The following is an 18,173-nucleotide window of genomic DNA, read 5'->3' on the forward strand; positions in this document are numbered from 1 at the left end:
AAACGACGATGACGCAGGCGCAGGGCAACGAGCAGACCGGGCCCGCCGTACCGCAGACCCGCACCGCGCGGCACCGCAGGATCGTGGACATCCTCAACCGGCAGCCAGTGCGCTCCCAGAGCCAGCTGGCGAAGCTGCTCTCGGACGACGGGCTGAGCGTCACCCAGGCGACGCTCTCCCGGGACCTCGACGAGTTGAACGCGGTGAAGATCCGCGACTCCGACGGGGACCTGATCTACGCGGTGCCCAGCGAGGGCGGGTTCCGCACGCCCCGCGCCCCGCTCGGCGAGTCGGCGAAGGAGGAGCGGATGCGACGGCTGTCCGGTGAACTCCTGATCTCCGCCGAGGCGTCCGCGAACCTCGTGGTCCTGCGCACCCCGCCCGGCGCGGCGCAGTTCCTCGCCTCCGCCATCGACCAGGCCGAACTGCACGACATCCTGGGAACGATCGCGGGCGACGACACCCTGCTGCTCATCAGCCGGGAGCCGGCCGGCGGACAGGCGCTCGCCGCGCACCTGCTGCGCCTGGCGCAGAACGCCCGCTAGCCCGGTCCCGACGGCCCGTTCGCCCGCCCGTCCGTCCGGGGCGGGCGAACGGGGCCGCCGTCCGGCCGTCAGTACCGGGTGACGGCGGTCGCGCCGGACTCGGTGCCGATGGCGAGGTGCGGGCGGCGGGCGGGCTCCGCCCAGCGCAGCAGCGCGGCCATCGCCGCCGCCGGGACGGACACGCAGCCCGCCGTCGCGCCCGCGCCGTTGACGTGCAGGAAGATCCCCGCCCCCCGGCCGCGCTCCGGGCGGTGGTAGTTGAAGCCGACCACCAGCGCGTGCGCGTACGCGGTGCCGTAGTCGACGAGGTGTTCGGCCTCGGTGGCCCGGCAGTCGGCGGGCCGCGGGTCGGTCCACCGGTTGTACGCGGTGGACTCGTTGTCCTGACACCACCAGGACGAGTCGCGCACCGGCCGGTACGGGGTCCGGGTGCCGATCGGCGGGGCGGCCGTCCCGAAGGCGTAGGGCAGGTCGTACAGGCCGGTCGGGGTGGTGCGGGTGCCCTGCTGGCGGGTGGTGCCCTCGGTGAGGCCGCCCGCACCGAACCGGGCGGGGGCCGTGCCGGTCGCCCGCCAGCGTCCTCCGCGGCGGTCCCACCAGGTGAGCGTGCCGCGGGTGGCCCCCGCGGTGGCCGCGGTCGCGGTGATGAGCTGGCTGCCGCCGCCGGTGTCCGTCATCCGCGCGGGCAGCGGACGCACCGGCCCCGGGCCGGCGACGGCCGGCGGCGGGAGCGGCCCGGCGAGGGCGACGAGGGCCACGGACACGAGGGCGACGGCACCGGTGCGCATGGCCCAGACCGTAGTGCGGGGGCGGGTCCGCGGCAGCCCGCGTGGGCCGTCCGGGCGGGCCCGATGGTCAGGTCCGCGTCATCGATGGCGTGATCCCGTTCCCGGCATTGACGAAACATGCAGAGAACTGCATACTCATGCATGTCAGCGAATGCACTGTGAGGAGAAACCCGTGACCGAGCGCGTCGTACTCGCCTATTCGGGCGGCCTTGACACCTCCGTCGCCATCGGTTGGATCGCCGAGGAGACGGGCGCCGAGGTCATCGCCGTCGCCGTGGACGTCGGCCAGGGCGGTGAGGACCTGGACGTCATCCGCAAGCGCGCGCTCGCCTGCGGCGCCGTCGAAGCCGAGGTCGCGGACGCCCGGGACGAGTTCGCCGACGAGTACTGCCTCCCGGCGATCAAGGCCAACGCCCTCTACATGGACCGCTACCCGCTGGTCTCCGCGCTCTCCCGGCCGGCCATCGTCAAGCACCTGGTCGCCGCGGCCCAGAAGCACGGCGCCACCACCGTCGCCCACGGCTGCACCGGCAAGGGCAACGACCAGGTCCGCTTCGAGGCCGGCATCCAGGCCCTCGGCCCCGACCTCAAGTGCATCGCCCCGGTCCGCGACTACGCGATGACCCGGGACAAGGCCATCGCCTTCTGCGAGGAGAAGAACCTCCCGATCGCGACCACCAAGAAGTCCCCGTACTCCATCGACCAGAACGTCTTCGGGCGCGCGGTCGAGACGGGCTTCCTGGAGGACATCTGGAACGCCCCGATCGAGGACATCTACGAGTACACGCAGAACCCGGCGCTGCCCCGCGAGGCCGACGAGGTCCTGATCAGCTTCAAGGAGGGCGTGCCCGTCGCGATCGACGGCAAGCCCGTCACCGTCCTCCAGGCCATCCAGCAGCTCAACGAGCGTGCGGGCGCCCAGGGCGTCGGCCGGATCGACATCGTCGAGGACCGCCTCGTCGGCATCAAGTCCCGCGAGGTGTACGAGGCGCCCGGCGCGATCGCCCTGATCACCGCCCACCAGGAGCTGGAGAACGTCACCGTCGAGCGCGAGCTCGCCCGTTACAAGCGCCAGGTCGAGCAGCGCTGGGGCGAGCTGGTCTACGACGGCCTGTGGTTCTCGCCGCTCAAGCGCGCCCTGGACGGCTTCATCAACGAGGCCAACCAGCACGTCACCGGCGACATCCGCCTGACCCTGCACGGCGGACGGGCCGTCGTCACGGGACGCCGCTCCCCGGAGTCGCTGTACGACTTCAACCTCGCCACCTACGACTCCGGCGACACCTTCGACCAGTCCAAGGCGCAGGGCTTCATCGACATCTTCGCGCTCTCCGCGAAGATCGCCGCCAAGCGCGACCTGGTCTGAACCTCCGCCGCCCGGCGCGAGCCGAGCGGAACCGGCGCGAAAGGGACCCCGGTCCGCCGCCGCCCAGTAACGTGCACACCGCCTCCTCGCCGTCCGGGCCGGGAGGCGGTGGCGCATCACGACCACCGGTCCGCACGAGCGGCCCCGCACCACCCGTCGCAAGAGCCAAGGAGCAAGTGCAGTGAGCAGCAACAGCGGTGACGTCCGGCTCTGGGGCGCGCGGTTCGCCGACGGCCCCGCCGAGGCCCTGGCGAAACTCTCCGCCTCCGTCCACTTCGACTGGCGGCTCGCCCCGTACGACATCGCCGGCTCCCGCGCCCACGCCCGGGTCCTGCACACCGCGAACCTCCTCAGCGACGACGAACTGGAGCGGATGCTCGCCGGACTCGACCGGCTGGAGGCCGACGTCGCGGACGGTTCCTTCACCGGGACCGTCGCGGACGAGGACGTGCACACCGCCCTGGAGCGGGGACTCCTGGAGCGGCTCGGCCCCGACCTCGGCGGCAAGCTGCGCGCGGGACGCTCCCGCAACGACCAGATCGCCACCCTGTTCCGCATGTACCTGCGCGACCACGCCCGGATCATCGGCGGGCTGCTCGCGGACCTCCAGGAGGCGCTGGTCGGCCTCGCCGAGGCGCACGCCGACGTGGCGATGCCGGGCCGTACGCACCTCCAGCACGCCCAGCCGGTGCTCTTCTCCCACCACGTACTGGCCCATGTCCAGGCACTGTCCCGGGACGCCGAGCGGCTGCGCCAGTGGGACGAGCGCACGGCCGTCTCCCCGTACGGCTCCGGGGCGCTCGCCGGGTCCTCGCTCGGACTCGACCCGCTGGCCGTCGCCCGGGACCTCGGTTTCGAAGGCGGTTCGGTGGCCAACTCCATCGACGGCACGGCCTCCCGGGACTTCGCGGCGGAGTTCGCCTTCATCACCGCGATGATCGGCGTCGACCTCTCCCGGATCGCGGAGGAGGTCATCATCTGGAACACGAAGGAGTTCTCCTTCGTCACCCTGCACGACGCGTTCTCCACCGGCTCGTCGATCATGCCGCAGAAGAAGAACCCCGACATCGCGGAGTTGGCGCGCGGCAAGAGCGGGCGGCTGATCGGCAACCTGACCGGGCTGCTCGCCACGTTGAAGGCGCTGCCCCTCGCCTACAACCGGGACCTCCAGGAGGACAAGGAGCCGGTCTTCGACTCCTGCGACCAGTTGGAGGTGCTGCTCCCGGCGTTCACCGGGATGATGGCGACCCTCACGGTCAACCGGGAGCGGATGGCCGAGTTGGCGCCCGCCGGGTTCTCGCTGGCCACCGATGTCGCCGAGTGGCTGGTCAAGCGCGGGGTGCCGTTCCGGGTGGCCCACGAGGTCGCGGGCGAGTGCGTCAAGGAGTGCGAGGCCCGGGGGATCGAGCTGGACCAGCTCACCGACGAGCAGTTCGCGAAGATCTCCCCGCACCTGACGTCCGAGGTGCGCTCGGTGCTGGACGTGGCCGGTGCGCTCGCGGCGCGCAACGCCCGGGGCGGCACCGCGCCGTCCGCGGTGGCGCTGCAACTCGTCGAGGTGAAGTTCGACCTGGCCGTACAACGTTCCTGGGCCACGCCCGAGGAGTCCGCCGGTACCGAGGAGTCCGCCGGAACCGGGGAGTAACCCGCCGCCAGCCGTTCGACCCCAGGGGCCCGCCGATCCGGCGGGCCCTTCGTCGTGCGGGTGCACCGGTGTCGCGGTACAGCGGCCCGATACGTACAAACGATCGATGCGCTCACGTTCAGAATGAGACGTTGGTGTCTCATATGGGTTATGGTTGTCTCATGGCCGTAGATCGAGAAGCAGTACTGCGCAGTGCCGCCGCGCTGCTCACCCGGAAAGCCACCGCCACCATGGACGAGGTGGCGAAGGCCGCCGGGATCAGCCGGGCGACCCTGCACCGACACTTCGCAGGGCGCGACGCCCTGATCCGGGCGCTGGAGGACCTCGGTCTGCGCGAGTGCGAAGCCGCCCTCGACGAGGCCAGGCTCCACGAAGGCACCGCCGAGGCGGCCTTCCGGCGGCTGGTCGCCGCCTCTGAACCCTCGGCCGGCCTGATCGCCTTCCTGGTCACCGAGAACCAACTGTTCGAGGGCGAGGGCATGAACGAGGGCTGGGACCGCCTCGACCGCCGGATCGAGGAACTGTTCCGCCGGGGCCAGGAGGACGGCGAGTTCCGGATCGACCTGAGCGCCGCCTGGCTCACCGACGCGTTCTACGGCCTCGTCAGCGCCGCCGCCTGGGCGATCGCCAGCGGTCGGGCCGCCGCCAACGACTACCACCCCATGCTCGTCGAGATGATGCTCGGCGGCGTACGACGGAGAGTGACCCCATGATCAGCGTGAACCGGCCCGCCACCGGGTCGGAGGAAGTCGAGCGTCGGCCCGGGAGGTGGATCGCCCTCGCCGTTCTGGTCCTCGCCGTGCTGCTCGTCGCGGTCGACGCGACGGTGCTGGGCCTGGCGACGCCCTACATCAGTGAGGACCTGGGCCCCACCGGTACCCAGCTGCTGTGGATCGGTGACGTCTACTCGTTCGTCATCGCCGGTCTCCTGGTCTCGATGGGTAGCCTCGGCGACCGCATCGGCCGCAAGAAGCTGCTGCTCATCGGCGCCAGCGCCTTCGGTGCGGTGTCCGTGCTCAATGCGTACGCCACCTCCCCGGAGCTGCTGATCCTCGCCCGGGCGCTGCTCGGCGTGGCCGGCGCCACGCTGATGCCCTCCACCCTGGCCCTGATCCGCAACCTCTTCCACGACCCGCGCGAGCGCAGCCTCGCCATCGGCATCTGGGGCGCCACCGCCTCGGCCGGCGCCGCCCTCGGCCCGGTCGTCGGTGGGTTCCTGCTCGAACACTTCTGGTGGGGCTCGGTCTTCCTGATCAACCTGCCCGTGATGGCGGTCCTGGTCCTGGTCGGCTTCAAGCTGCTGCCCGAGTCCCGCAACCCCGAGCCGGGCCCGTGGGACATGACCAGCGTGGTCCTGTCCCTGGTCGGCATGATCGGTGTCGTCTACGCGATCAAGGAGGCCGCCTCCCACGGAGCGTCGGCCGGCGCGGCCGGCGCCGCGGTGGTCGGAGCGCTGGCGCTCTTCCTCTTCGTCCGGCGCCAGTTGTCGCTGCCGTCGCCCCTGCTGGACATGCGGCTCTTCCAGCACCGGGGCTTCTCCGGGGCGGTCCTCGCGGACCTGCTGACCATCCTCGGCATGGCCGGCACGGTCTTCTTCCTCTCGCAGTTCCTGCAACTCGTCCAGGGACGGCGTCCACTGGAGGCCGGCCTCGCCGAACTGCCCGCCGCGATCGGCGCGGTGGTCGCCGGCCTGATCGCCGGGACCATGGCGCGCCGCTACTCGGTGCGCGCCGTGGTGAGCGGGGGGCTCGCCGCGATCGGACTGGGGCTCGCCGCGCTGACGGCCCTCAGCCAGTCCACCGGCTACCCGGTGCTCGGTGTGGTGCTCCTGGTCGTCGGCGCGGGCGCGGGCTTCGCGTTCAGCGTCACCGCGGACGTCATCCTCTCCAGCGTCCCCAAGGAACGTGCGGGTTCCGCCTCGGCGGTCTCCGAAACCGCGTACGAGCTCGGCGCCGCCCTCGGCATCGCCCTGCTCGGCTCGATCCTGACCGGTGTCTACCGGGGCTTCCCGGTCCCCGCCGACACCCCGCCCGAGATCGCCGCCGCGGCCCAGGAGTCCCTGGGCGGTGCCGTCGACGTGGCGCGGAGCCTGCCGCCGTCCCAGGAGGACGCCCTGGTGTCGGCGGCCCAGTCGGCCTTCGTGGACGGCATGCAACTCGCTGCCGGCATCGGAGCCGTGGTGCTCCTCGTCACTGCGGTGGCCGCCTGGTTCATGCTCCGCGGTCAGCGACTGGAGGGCACCCCCGCCGACGAACCGGCGAAGGCGCCGGCGCACGCCTGATCGGCACGCAACAGCCCCGTCACCCCGACGGGTGACACCGGGCCGGCCCCGTACGGAGCCGGCCCGGTGTGCTGTCCTCGGAGCCGACAACGCCCGGAGCCGAAAACGCCCACGGCCGAAACGCCCACAGCTGAGACGCGCGGAGCCGGAACGCCCGGGGGCGCACGCCGCCGACGACGTCCGGCCCGTGCCCCGCCACGCGCCGGACGCAGGCCGTGGTGGGCTCCGGCGGACGGCCGCCGCGGACCCGGCGCCCCTTGAGAATCGCGGGCCCAGGGGGCATGTTGGAACGGGGCGACGCCCGGGGAGGGGACACCGTGACGCGCAAGCGGGGGAAGTTGCGGAAGCCGGGCGTGGCGCATCCCGGGTACGGCATGATGAGGCGCCCGCACCGACGGCGTCCGCTCCCGACCGGCCGCGGATCGGCACCGCCCGACCCGCCCGGCGCGTTCCCGTTCCGGACCCGTCCCACGGGTTCCACGGGTACGGGCTGATCCGGTACGACCGCATCGTGCACGAGGAACGGGGGAACCACTCGTGAGGAAGCGCCTCTTACGCCGCGCGGAACCGCGCGCCCTGCCCGGGGTCCTCCTGGCCGCGTCCGGTGCCGTGGCCGTCGGGGTCGCCACCGGACACCTCATCGGGTCGCGGGCGCTCACCGAGGCGTCCTGGTACCCGCTGTTCGCCGGACTCCTCCTCGCCCTCGGCCTCTACGGCAGCACCCACGAGATCGACCTCCGGGAGGTCCGCCGCGACCTGCGGGCCCTCGTCCTCACCGTGACCCTGGGCGTCCTGCTCAAGTCGGCCCTCATCGCGGGCGTCATGGTCGCCGCCTTCCAGGAACCGGAGTACCTGGTCCTCGGCATCGCCGTCGCCCAGATCGACCCGCTGTCGGTGGCCGCCATGAGCCGCAGCAGCCGCATGTCGCCGCGGGCCAAGAACCTGCTCTCCGTCTGGGCGTCCTTCGACGACCCGGTGACCGTCCTGCTCACCCTCTCCTTCTCCGTCCTCGCCTTCCGGCTCAGCGGCCGCTCGGGCTCCCCGGGCACCGGGCCCGTCGGCGACGGGGCGGGCGCCTACGCGGCCGGCCTCGGCGCGAACCTGCTGCTGCTCGTCGCCGCCGTGGGCCTGTGGTACCTCCCCGGACTGCTGTGGCGCCGCGCCCGGGACCGCGCACGCGCCCGGTCCGGACGACCCCCCGCACCGAAGGGGCGGGCGACCTCCGCACCGTTCCCGGGACCCGCCGGTCTACGGGACCTGCTCTGCCTGTTCCTCGTCACCGCGGTGCTGGTGGTGGCCGCCCAGAGCATGCTCATGCTCGCCGTCGCCGTCCTCGGCCTCGTCGTCCGCACCGGCCGCCACACCGCCCTGGTCAACCACGCGGTCTCGGTCGCGTTCGTCCTCGCCGCGCTGGTCCTCGGCCTGCTCCTGGCGGGCGGCGTCTCCCCGTGGCGCGGCCTGGTCCTGGGCCTCGCGGCGTTCGCGGCGCAGGCGCTGATCGGGCTGCTCGTCGCGCCGCTCCTCTTCCGGGGGCTGAACCGGTCCGACCGGGTCCACCTCGGGCTCGGCCAGCAGAACGGCATCACCGCGATCATCCTCGCCCTCGCCCTGGAACCCGACTTCCCGGGCACGGTGGCCATCGTCGGGCCGGCCGTCCTCACCATCAACACCCTGCACTACGCGTCCAACCGCGGTTGGCACGCCCACCGGGACCGCGTCGACCGACGCGCCCCGGCCGGGCCCCCGCCCGAGCACCAGCGCACCGCACGCCCGGGTACCGACGACGCACCGCGGGAACACCCGGCCGGCCCGCCCCCGTCCGAGCCCGCCGACCCCCACCGCACGCGCGTGGTCCACCGGTCGGCCACCGACGGACACGGCACGGACCGGACGGCCGCCCCCGCGCCCCCGGACCCGCCCGCCCCCACCCTGCCGGCCACCGACACCGCGCGGCCCTGACCGGACGGGAACCCATGACGAACCCGGGCGCACCACGCCGTCCCGCCGCGTTCCGCGCCACCGTCGCCACCCTGCTCCTGGTCGGCGCCGCCCTCGCCCTGACGCCCCCGCAGACCGCCCGCGCCGACGGCCGCGAGGACGACCTGCACCGCGTCTACTGCCTGGCCGACGACCGCCGGGCGGACGTCGCCGAAGCCGCCGTGCGGCTCGGCGTCGCCACCGCCGTGCCCGGGGAAGCCGAACAGCTGCGCACCGGTCCGGGCACCGACGGCGAAGTCACCGTCGCACAGTGGGCGGACCGGCAGCCGGGCGACTTCCGACGGGTGTGCCGGACGGTCATGGCGGCCCGCGGGGACGCACCCGACAAGGGCGGCGGCGACAGCCCCGGGGCACTGGGCACCGGACTGCTGCTCGCCGCCGTCGCCGCCGCGTTCACCCTGCTGGGCAGCGCGGTCGAACGGGGCGCCACCTACCGGCGACAGCGCGACGAGGCCCTGGCCGCCGCGGTGCACGCCTACTCCTACGCCGCCGAGTCGTACCTCGCCGGCTGGCAGACCGGAGCGGCCACCCCGCACGAGGAGGTGGCCCGCTGCCGAGCGGAACTCGCCACCGCCCTACGCGGGCTGCGGGACACCGGGAGCCGCCGCCGGTACGCCCAGCGCCTCGCCGTGGACCTCCCGCTGTCCGATGCGCCGGCCACCTCGGTGCGCGCCGGCGCCGGGGGGTTCCACCCGCTCGGCAGCCAGGAGCTGCGGGCCGAGGCCACCCGGCAGCGGGGACTCCTCGCCGACGCGGTGGCCGGTGTCGAGGGGGTGAACGCCTCGTTCGCCGTGTGGCACCTGCGCCGCACCGGCCGGGGCGCACTGCGCCTGCGGTCCGCCGGCACGCGTGCGCTACGACGGCGCTGGGGACGATCCGAAGGAGGGGGTGACGGCCGATGAGCCCGTACGAGGAGCCGGAACGCCGGCGTCCACCGCAGGACGGGGAGTCGTTCAACCCCTTCGGGGTACCCGTGAGCTACGAGCGCCCCGGGCGCGGCGACCTGGTCCGCTGGGAAGCGGACGCCCCGCTCACCCCCTGGTGGATCCGGGGCCACGCGGACCTGTGGGTGCCGGTCGACCACACCGAGGCCCTGTTCAAGCACTTCGTGGAACGGGGACCGGACCCGGTGGTGCTGGCCGACGCCGGCAACCACGGGCACGTCGTGGTCGCCAGCGGTGCCGCGGGCACCGGAAAGACCTCGCTGATCAACCGGTGCGTGGACGACCTGGCCAGGCGGCTCGCCCCGACCACGGCCGGGCTGCCCCCCGACGGGCCGTCCGACGGGGGAGGGGACGGCGCCGGGCCGTCGGAAGGAGCTTCGGGGCTCTGGCTGCCGCGTGACGGCTATCCGGGCGTGGAGATAATCGCCGTGGGCGGATTCCGCAACGCCGACAACGGATTCAGCAGGCGGAACGGCCGCCGGAGCGGTGTCGACGAACTCAACCGGAAGATCGCCGACCGTGTTTTGGAAAGGCTCAGGGCCGACGAGGAATTCTGGCAGGGTTTCGATGAACGTCGTACGCAGGCCGATGATCTGTCCTACCTCTATGAGGACATCAGTCGCCGGCTCAACTTCGTCCGCCGCATTCTTCTGATCATCGTGCCCGATATGAGATGGCTGGACTCCGGATTGACGACGCAGTTCGTCAGCAGCTTCCACAGTTGGGCCCAACCGTCCATTGTCTTCTTCCTGGAGACCTCGCACACCACGCTCCGGGAAGAGTTGCAGGAAGAGTTCGAGGGTGTGCACCAACCCCACCTCACCCTCCTGGAGTTGGGGTCGGTGAACGCCGAGGACTGGGATGTGTTCATTACACGCCGTACAGTGGTGGATGGACTTCCGGGGGACAGCATTACCTTTGCGGAGGAAGTCATTCAGAACCGCCCAGGGCGGCATCTGTACAGAAATGTCAGACAACTACAGGGATTCCTGTACGACATGTCGGACGAGGCGATTCGGAATCGGGAAGCGGCAGTGAGGATGAATCGGCTGCTCCGCTTCGCCGAACGCCGGGACTCGGACGATCTGCCGGACCTGGAGTTCTGAAGCCGACCGCACGGCCCCCCGGGAGGACCACCGAGATGAGCCAGACCGACACCTTCCTGCGCAACGACAACCCCTTTCCCTTCAGCCCGGTCGTGCAGCTGGGCGGGTTCGCCGACGCGGTGCGCATGGGCGTCCGACCGCCGAAGCGGTACCCGACGATCGTCACGGACGAGCTGACCCGGCTGCGCCGCCAGGTCGCGGACTACCTCGAACGCCCCGGACCCGGTGGTGACCTCGGGCGGGCGGTCGCCCTGGTCGGGGACTTCGGCGTCGGCAAGAGCCACATGGCGCGCGAGGTGACCGCGGCGATCCGGGCCGACGCCTCCGTCCCGCTGTGGGTGATCAACCAACCGACCCTCGACCTCGGGGTCGTCTACCGCAACCGCATGCTGAGCCTGCGCGACGACACCGAGGCCCGCATCGCGTTCGAACGGGTGGTGTCCGCGTACTACGCCAACGTGGTGGTGGAACTCCTGCGCAGCTCGGACGCGGCCGACCTCCACATCGGGCCCCAGCACCAGGCCGTGATCGCCGGACTGAGCGACGGCACCTTCGACCCGCGCAAGGTCATCCAGGCGTTCGGGATCGACAAGGAACTGATGCACCGGCACCTGCGCGAACACCTGCGGGTGGCCGTCGACCACCGCAAGTTCGCCGTGGGGCTCTCCCTGCTCCTGGAGGGGGACTTCAAACGGGAGGTGTGGGACTGGTTGACCGCGGAGGAACCCAGCCAGGCCCTGCGCGACCGGGGCATCGGGGGCGCCATCGACAGCACCGAGGCGGTGTTCGACGCGCTCTGCGTGTTCAGCTTCCTCCACGGCCGCGTCGGACAGCGGTACGTCCTGGTCGTCGACGCGCTGGAAACCGTCCTGAGTTGGCCCCAGCGCGACCGCAGCGAGTTCATGAACGGCTTCGAGAAGCTCGTCAACACCTATGTCAACCAGGACGGGCTGCTGGTCATGTGCATCCAGCCCGAGCCCTGGAGCCGGATGCCCCAGGGGCTGCACGAGCGGGTGCTCCAGATCTGGCCCACCGGACTCGACGAGACCGAGACGGCCCGGCTGATCAGCGGCTACCTACGGGTCAGCGGGGTGCACGACCAGCCGACCGCCACCGACCGCCCGGGCGAGGACCCGCAGTCGGGGTCCGGGGCCGCCCGCGCCCTGGACGACGCGGCGTACGCGGCGGACGGCGTGCCCACCGAACCCGCCGACTACCAGACCGTGGTGCCGCCCACCGACGACGACACCGGAGACGTCGTCACGGCGCCCTTCGCTCCCGACGCCGTCGCGGAGGTCGCCGAACTGTCCAACGGCGTGCCCCGGGAGATCCTCAAGATCTGCCGCCAGGCGTGGCAACTCGCCCGGGACGCCCTCGCCGCCCGGATCGCCGCCACCGCCACCCCACCCGACAGCGCGACCGGCCCGCCGGGCGCCGCCGAAGCCCCCGCCGACGCAACCGTCGACACCGGGGCGACGGACGGCGAGACCCTCGTGGACGTGTCCCGGGTCCACGAGGCCGTCCGCCACCTGTACGAACAGCGGGCCGGGGCCGACGTCCTGCGCACCGTCGAACGCTCCCTCGCCCAGGGCCAGTGGCGGCGCGAGGCCCAGCCCCCGGAGTTGGGCGACCCACCGCTCCCGGGCACCCGGGAGATCGCCTACTGGGTACGGGTGGGAGCCGGTGCCGTCCTCGGCGTGCTGCCCTCCCGCTCCGTACTGGAGCCGCACGACGTCGAACGCATCGGCCGCGTGACCCGGGCCGCGCACGGCGCCTTCCCCCGCGGGGAGTGCGAGATCCTGGTCGTCGCCAACGGCTACGTCTCCCGGAGGATGCGCGACCGCATCGCGGAGACCACCCGCACCGCGCCCGTGGTCGTCACCGACACCGGGTTCAGCGAACACCTCGACCACGCCGTGGAGGTGTTGGCCCGACGGCTGGAGTCCGCCCAGCGCGAGAGCACCCTCGACCAGGTGCGGGCCCGCCTCGGTCGGGTCACCGCCCAGCAGACCGGCACCCTGGAGCGCATCGAACAACTCGACTCCCGCCTCGAACGGTTGGCCCTGACCCCGGACCGGCGCCCCGCCGCGGACCCGCTCCGCGACGAACTCCCGCAGCCCGTGCGGCGACTGTTCGCCGAGGCCGCCGAAGCCCTCGACCTGCTCATGGGGGAACCCACCGACCTGAGGCGTTCGCTCGGCGTGGACGCCGCCGGCATGGCCCCGCCGGACGGCCGCCCGCAACGCGTCACCTTCTCCGCACCGCAGTTCCAGGCGATCGGCGTCACCACCCTCGTGCGGATGCTGCTCCGGGCCTTCCGCGACGGCGTCGGCGACTGGCTCACCACCGTCGCCGGCGGGGACGGCGGACCCACCGACGACGAGCGCAACAGCCTCTTCGTGCTGTGCCGCAGCTTCGAGATCACCGTGGAGGTGCTGCCCGAGATCAGGCCGGAGACCCTGCCGCCCGGCCCCGCCGACCCCGACCGCGGCACCCGGGAACTGCGCAGCAGTCAGGTCGCCGAGGTCCTGAGCAGCCTGGCCGAACGGGTGCAGTCGGCCGTGCTCGGGCTCGTCACCAACGGACGGAACGGGGGCGCGGCACCTTCCGCGGCAGCTCACTGAGCACCTCGCGCAGCCGCCGCTCGGCGTTGCCCACCTCGTGCTGGTCGAGGGTGACCCCGCACACGAAGTCACCGCTGCGCCCCCCGGGCAGCCAGTGGAAGTACACCGCCCCCTCCTCCACGTCCAGCACCAACCGGTTCATCGGCTCCCGGCTCACCAACTGGAGCATGTCCCGCAGCCGGGCGATGTCGTCACGCAACTGGTCGGCCACGTCCCGGTACTTGCGGCGCCGCGCCGACGGTTTGATGTTCAGGAACCGCTTGCCTATCCGGCTGTCGTCGAACGCGTCGCCCACGCACGCCAGGTGCCAGTTCTCGTAGTACGCCAGGTACTGGAGGTCCACCGGGTTCAGATGTCGCTGCCACAGCCCGCGCAACCGGGCCACCATCGGCTCGTCCACCCGGCTGCCGGCGGTGAAGTGCAGCTCCTGGGAGCCGTCCGGGGCGTGGTACGGCTGGTCGGGCACCCCGCCCGGGTTCTCGTCCGACCGGTTCAGGACGTGCACCCGGATGTCGGTCACCAGTTCGTTGAGGGTGTCGTCCATGGCGTCCACGCCGTCCCCGCGCAGGGTGATGCCCACGATGTGCTGCTGCTCCTTGACCCGGCCGCAGTACAGCCCGCCCGTCGGCGTGGCCACCACCGTCCGCATCAGCGCACCGGTGAGCAGCGGTCCGAGCGCCTTGTCGAAGGTCTCCATGCTCAGCACCAGTTGGTGACCGGGGCGACTCTCCACGTCGATCGGGAGGTCCAGCTCCCGGCCGCCGGGCAGCGCCGGGGCGTCGGCGGGACGGATGACGAAGTCGACGACGCCGTTGTTGAAGTAGCTGAGCGACCGCAGCGCGGCGCACCCCGCCGCCGCACCCGTACAGCGGTCGCTGATCTCCTCGAACGGCGCCCGGCGCCAGTGCTCCGCGTACAGCGGGACGAGTTCGGCGCTCTGCCGTTCGTCCGGTCGGTGGTCCCCACTCACGTGCCGTCACTCCCTCGTGCCGTCGGGTTCCCGTCCGCCGCCCCGCTCGCGCGCCGGACGCTCCCCCGCCCCGTCGTGTCGCGTTCCCCTGCCCGTCCCCACCCGGATCCCCGGCTGCCGCCCGCGTCAGACACCGGGCAGCTCCAGATCGACGTCCCCGCGCCGCACCCCGGGCGCGGGCCGACCCGTGTCCAGGTGGGCGCGGGTGTCCACCAGGTTGGCGGCGATCAGCGCGCGGGAGGGGTGCTGGGTCATGCGCAGTTCCTCGAAGCCGTCCAACGCCTGTTCCTCCAGCCACTCCGCTTCGTCGTAGGCGCCGTCCGCGACGAGCGTCCCGGCGAGCCCGGAAGCGGCGGCCAGGGTCCACGGGTGGGTGGCGCCGAGGCGGGCCTCCAGCCGCCGGTACGCATGGCCGCCCCACTCCAGTGCGACGGCCACCCGTCCCGCCGCGCGCTCGTGCACGGCGTGCCGGATGCGTGCCAGATGGGTGTACGGGTGGTCCGTGCCCATGCTGGCGTCCAGGGCCTTCAGACACCGTTCGGACTGTTCCAGCGCCTCCTCGTGGCGACCGAGGGCGTGCAGGTCGCTGGCGAAGCTGAACCGGGTGCGCACGGTGACGGGACTCGACGCCCCGAACAGGCGCAGGCACTCCCGCAGGACCCGGCCGTCGCGTTCCCAGGCGCCCGTCGGATTGCCGAGCCGCCGCTCGCACACCGCGAGCCCGGTCTCCACCCGCGCCAACTCCGCGTAGGGGACGCCCGTCCCGGCCTCCCCGCTCTTGCGGCTCACGAACTGCTTGAGCAGGTCGTACGACTCCCGGTCCTGCCCGAGCGCCCGTTGGGCGGCGGCCAGGGGCACCAGGACCGTCCAGGCGGCGGGGTCGTCGGGCCCGCCGATGGCCCGCCGCCGGTTCAACTGGCCCTGGAGCCGGTCGAGGGCGGAGGCCACATTGCCCATCAGCGCCTCGCACAGGGCGAGGTTGTGTTCGGCCTGTGCGGTGGTCCGGTGGTCCGGGCCGAGGAGTTCCCGCATCCGCTGGTAGACGTGGTTGCCCTGGGTGAGGGCGTCCGCGAAGTGCCCGTCGGCGCGGAGCAGGGCCCCGTACGCGTCCGCGGAGAGCAGCGTCCGCGGGTGGTTGACGCCGAACGCCGAGCGGTAGCCGCGCAGGGCGATCCGTGCGTGTCGGGACGCCTCCGCGTACTCCCCGAGGACGCGCAGCGCCGAGGCCATCACCGTGTGCAGCCGGAGGTACTCCGCCGAGGGCTCGTCCTCCTGCCAGTGCTTGTGCGCCCGGCCGCCCAGCTCCAGGACCTCCCGCAGCCGCAGCTCGTCGCGGGTCCTCGCGAGGTTCCCCAGGTGCTCGTTGAGCCGCTGGCGGACCTCGGGGCGCGGGTCCTCCCAGATCCGCAGGGCGGTGAGCTGGCGGGCCTGCTGGTCGCTGAACTCGGCGAGGGCCCGCCCCCGGGGCTCCGCCTGGGTGAACCCGGCGACCACGGCCCGCAGCTCGTGTTCGCGCTGCTGGCGCTCGGCGGCGCTCATCCGTTCCAACACCGCGTCGCGCAGCACCTGGTGCTGCCGGACCGGGCGCTCCTGCCGGGCGAAGTCGACCTCGATCAGGCCGTAGCGGGCCATCGCCCACAGGGCCACGTCGACCATCAGGTCGTCACTGATCGCGGTGTCCGGCGTGTCGCCGTTCACCTCGGCGGTGCGCCGGGCGAGCGCCGCCTGCATCTGCGGGGACCGCAACAGTTGCAGGCTGGCACCGGGGCCGGTGAGCAGCGCGCAGCACTCCAGCAACCAGCGGGTGACGGTGCTGTCGCCGCGTTCGTGCCCCCACGCCTCGGAGCCGGGGGACTGGCGCAGCGCGCGCAGCGCCACCTCCAGCACCACCCGGGACGGGGAGACCTCCTTGTGCAGGGCCAGGAGTTCCTGCTGTTGGGACACGAACGCGTCCGCGAACTCGGCGACGGCCTTGTCGACGGCGTCCTTGCGGGGCCGGTTCAAGGAGGTCAGCAGGGCCGCGCGCACCTCCACCCAGGCAGCGGCCAGCTTGACCCGCAGCGGAACGTGGGCGACGGTCCGACTGAGGCGTTCGGCGTGTTCCGTGGTCAGGCCCCGCACCCGGGTGGTCAACAGGGCCCGGCTCTCCCCCTCCGAGAAGGCGGGCACGTCCAGTTGGTGCGGAACGGACAGTCCGACCGAGCGGCGGGCGGTGAGCAGCACGTGGCCGCCGTCGCCGCCGCGCGGAACCAGATGGGTGTCGAACAGGATCTCCGGGTCCCGCACATCGTCGTAGATCAGCAGCCAGGGCCCCACGGCGGCGGAACGCAGGTGTTCGATCACCCGGCGGGGCACGTCCCCGACGGTGGGCACCCCGAGGCGTTCGGCGAGCCGGGTGAGGCTGCGCCGGGCCGCCCCCGCGCTGTCCGCGCGCACCCACCACACCACCTCGTGGTCGCCGGGGAAGCGGTGGCAGTACTCCAGGGCGAGTTGGCTCTTGCCGATGCCGGGCGACCCGCTCAGCACACCGTGGCCCCGGGCCCGTTCCGCGGCGGCCAGCATCGACCTGATCCCCTCGAAGACCTCGTCCCGACCGACGAAGTCCGGGTTGCGCGGGTGCAGGTTGTTGCACGGCGGCAGCTTGGGGAACCGGCTGAGCGCCACCGGGAGTTCGCCCGCCGGCGGCAGGTGCAGTCCACGCCGCAGCCGGAGCAGGGCCTCCGGTTCGGTCAGTCGGCGCAGCACGATCTGTTCGTGGTGGGACAGCCCGCGCGGCAGGGGCTCCTCGTCGACGAGGACCGTGCGGACGTCGGGGTGGGACAGGGTGGCGAGCAGGTCGGTGTGTTCCGGGGCCACCCCGATCGGGGACAGTGCCACCAGCATCCCCCCGGGGAGCGGCGGTTCGCCCTTGTAGAGCCCGTAGCCGAAGCGGCGCACCCGCACGCCCCGGGCCTGGAGTTGGGTCTCGATCCACTCCGCCCAGGCCAGGTGCCGTGGCGTGTGCAGCAGGGTGACCCGGCGCAGGTCCGCGGGCCGGGTCCGGGAGAGTTCGTCGGCGAGCCGGAGGAAACCGGGACGCAGTCCTTCGCCGCCCGCCACCGCGTCGACGCCGCCGCCCGCCGCGGGCCGTTCCTCGTACACGGCGAGGGTGTCGGACTGGGTGTAGAGCGGGTCGTAGGGGAACTCGACGTAGTGGGCGCCGGCTCCGTCGCTGAACCCCTCGAAGGAGTCGCGGATCAGGGCGCGGGCGATGCGGAGTTGGTCATGGGTCCGGCTGTCCGCCTTGAGCCCGACGGCCAGTACCCCGAGCCGTCCGGTGGCCCGCTTGCGCAGTGCGCGGGCGAGGGTCGCCGCGCTCTCGATGAGCCAGGAGTTGAGGGTGAAGCAGACGGCGAGGACGTGCGGCAGGGGCGCGAGCACGGCCCGGTCGTCGGCGGACCGCGGGACGGGCGCGTCGATGAGCACGTCGTCGTACTCCGCGAAGGAGGCGCGGCCCGCCGCCGTGCCGCCCTGCCGCACCGGGAGGTCGGCGAGGTCGGCCGGGCGCCGCGCGCTGAGCAGGTCCAGCCGGACCGGCCGCCCCTGCGGGGCGAGGGACCACACCGTGGGCCGGGGCAGGTCGGTGCCGGGCACGCGGGCCCCGGCCGGTGGCGTCTCGCGCCGGTGCCCGGGCAGGGCGCCGAGGTAGCGGGCGGCTCCGATCCCGGCGGCGACGTGATCGACCACGAGCACCCGGCGGCCGGCCTCCGCGAGGATCAGCGCGGTGTTGAGGACCGTCGTGGTCTGCCCGATGTTCTCGGCCGGGGAACAGAACAGGGTGACGCGTGGGCGGATGTCGTTGTCGGCCTCGACTGCCATGGGGGTCGCTCCACTTCTGGGCTGCCGGACCCGGGTCCTCCCCGCTCG

General features: G+C 72.8%; 12 protein-coding genes. 9 read left to right on the top strand and 3 right to left on the bottom strand.

Annotation, left to right across the window (positions count from 1 at the left end):
- Window positions 1-8 precede the first annotated feature (8 nt).
- Window positions 9-545 carry an arginine repressor gene (locus tag ACFYOU_RS25110; protein WP_385493172.1) on the top strand — a complete coding sequence of 179 codons (537 nt, stop codon included), beginning with the start codon at window positions 9-11 and terminating at the stop codon, window positions 543-545.
- Between the two features lie 68 nt (window positions 546-613).
- On the opposite strand, the gene ACFYOU_RS25115 is transcribed toward ACFYOU_RS25110, so the two are convergent.
- Window positions 614-1,333, bottom strand: a complete 720-nt coding sequence (locus ACFYOU_RS25115) for a L,D-transpeptidase family protein (RefSeq protein WP_391308690.1) — start codon at window positions 1,331-1,333, stop codon at window positions 614-616.
- A 172-nt stretch (window positions 1,334-1,505) separates the two neighbouring features.
- On the opposite strand from ACFYOU_RS25115, the gene ACFYOU_RS25120 reads away from it, so the two are divergent.
- The 8 genes from ACFYOU_RS25120 to ACFYOU_RS25155 all read left to right on the top strand — a co-directional run bounded on the left by ACFYOU_RS25120 (window position 1,506) and on the right by ACFYOU_RS25155 (window position 13,297).
- On the top strand, window positions 1,506-2,699 hold the full coding sequence (locus tag ACFYOU_RS25120) for an argininosuccinate synthase (protein WP_389765517.1): 1,194 nt from the start codon (window positions 1,506-1,508) through the stop codon (window positions 2,697-2,699).
- Window positions 2,700-2,880: 181 nt separating this feature from the next.
- Complete coding sequence (gene argH / locus ACFYOU_RS25125; RefSeq protein ID WP_391308692.1) at window positions 2,881-4,344, top strand: argininosuccinate lyase; 1,464 nt, start codon at window positions 2,881-2,883, stop codon at window positions 4,342-4,344.
- A 161-nt stretch (window positions 4,345-4,505) separates the two neighbouring features.
- Complete coding sequence (locus ACFYOU_RS25130) at window positions 4,506-5,057, top strand: TetR/AcrR family transcriptional regulator (protein WP_389765520.1); 552 nt, start codon at window positions 4,506-4,508, stop codon at window positions 5,055-5,057.
- Window positions 5,054-6,625 (top strand): MFS transporter, encoded by a 1,572-nt coding sequence (locus ACFYOU_RS25135; RefSeq protein ID WP_391308695.1) that lies wholly within the window; start codon window positions 5,054-5,056, stop codon window positions 6,623-6,625. The genes ACFYOU_RS25130 and ACFYOU_RS25135 overlap by 4 nt, the downstream gene beginning before the upstream one ends.
- 537 nt (window positions 6,626-7,162) lie before the next feature.
- Entirely contained in the window at window positions 7,163-8,584 is a 1,422-nt protein-coding gene (locus tag ACFYOU_RS25140; RefSeq protein ID WP_391308697.1) for a hypothetical protein, read from the top strand.
- Window positions 8,585-8,598: 14 nt separating this feature from the next.
- Window positions 8,599-9,525 carry a hypothetical protein gene (locus ACFYOU_RS25145; protein WP_391308699.1) on the top strand — a complete coding sequence of 309 codons (927 nt, stop codon included), beginning with the start codon at window positions 8,599-8,601 and terminating at the stop codon, window positions 9,523-9,525.
- Window positions 9,522-10,673: a hypothetical protein gene (locus ACFYOU_RS25150; RefSeq protein WP_391308701.1), complete on the top strand. Its 1,152-nt coding sequence runs from the start codon at window positions 9,522-9,524 to the stop codon at window positions 10,671-10,673. Before ACFYOU_RS25145 ends, ACFYOU_RS25150 begins: the two co-directional genes overlap by 4 nt.
- Before the next feature lie 35 nt (window positions 10,674-10,708).
- Window positions 10,709-13,297, top strand: a complete 2,589-nt coding sequence (locus tag ACFYOU_RS25155; protein WP_391308703.1) for a hypothetical protein — start codon at window positions 10,709-10,711, stop codon at window positions 13,295-13,297.
- Here the strand turns inward: ACFYOU_RS25155 and ACFYOU_RS25160 are convergent.
- Window positions 13,248-14,267, bottom strand: coding sequence for a hypothetical protein (locus ACFYOU_RS25160; protein WP_391308705.1), 1,020 nt, complete (start codon window positions 14,265-14,267; stop codon window positions 13,248-13,250). The genes ACFYOU_RS25155 and ACFYOU_RS25160 overlap by 50 nt on opposite strands.
- Window positions 14,268-14,393: 126 nt before the next feature.
- Entirely contained in the window at window positions 14,394-18,125 is a 3,732-nt protein-coding gene (gene fxsT / locus ACFYOU_RS25165; RefSeq protein ID WP_391308707.1) for an FxSxx-COOH system tetratricopeptide repeat protein, read from the bottom strand.
- Window positions 18,126-18,173: the final 48 nt, after the last annotated feature.

The organism is Streptomyces sp. NPDC005955 (genome assembly GCF_042871255.1).
Taxonomy (GTDB): domain Bacteria; phylum Actinomycetota; class Actinomycetes; order Streptomycetales; family Streptomycetaceae; genus Streptomyces.

Bases quoted from the DNA above. Each gene is read 5' to 3' on its own strand.
- ACFYOU_RS25110 (WP_385493172.1), top strand. From the start codon at position 9: ATGACGCAGGCGCAGGGCAACGAGCAGACCGGGCCCGCCGTACCGCAG.
- ACFYOU_RS25115 (WP_391308690.1), bottom strand. From the start codon at position 1,333: ATGCGCACCGGTGCCGTCGCCCTCGTGTCCGTGGCCCTCGTCGCCCTC.
- ACFYOU_RS25130 (WP_389765520.1), top strand. From the start codon at position 4,506: ATGGCCGTAGATCGAGAAGCAGTACTGCGCAGTGCCGCCGCGCTGCTC.
- ACFYOU_RS25135 (WP_391308695.1), top strand. From the start codon at position 5,054: ATGATCAGCGTGAACCGGCCCGCCACCGGGTCGGAGGAAGTCGAGCGT.
- ACFYOU_RS25145 (WP_391308699.1), top strand. From the start codon at position 8,599: ATGACGAACCCGGGCGCACCACGCCGTCCCGCCGCGTTCCGCGCCACC.
- ACFYOU_RS25150 (WP_391308701.1), top strand. From the start codon at position 9,522: ATGAGCCCGTACGAGGAGCCGGAACGCCGGCGTCCACCGCAGGACGGG.
- ACFYOU_RS25155 (WP_391308703.1), top strand. From the start codon at position 10,709: ATGAGCCAGACCGACACCTTCCTGCGCAACGACAACCCCTTTCCCTTC.
- fxsT (WP_391308707.1), bottom strand. From the start codon at position 18,125: ATGGCAGTCGAGGCCGACAACGACATCCGCCCACGCGTCACCCTGTTC.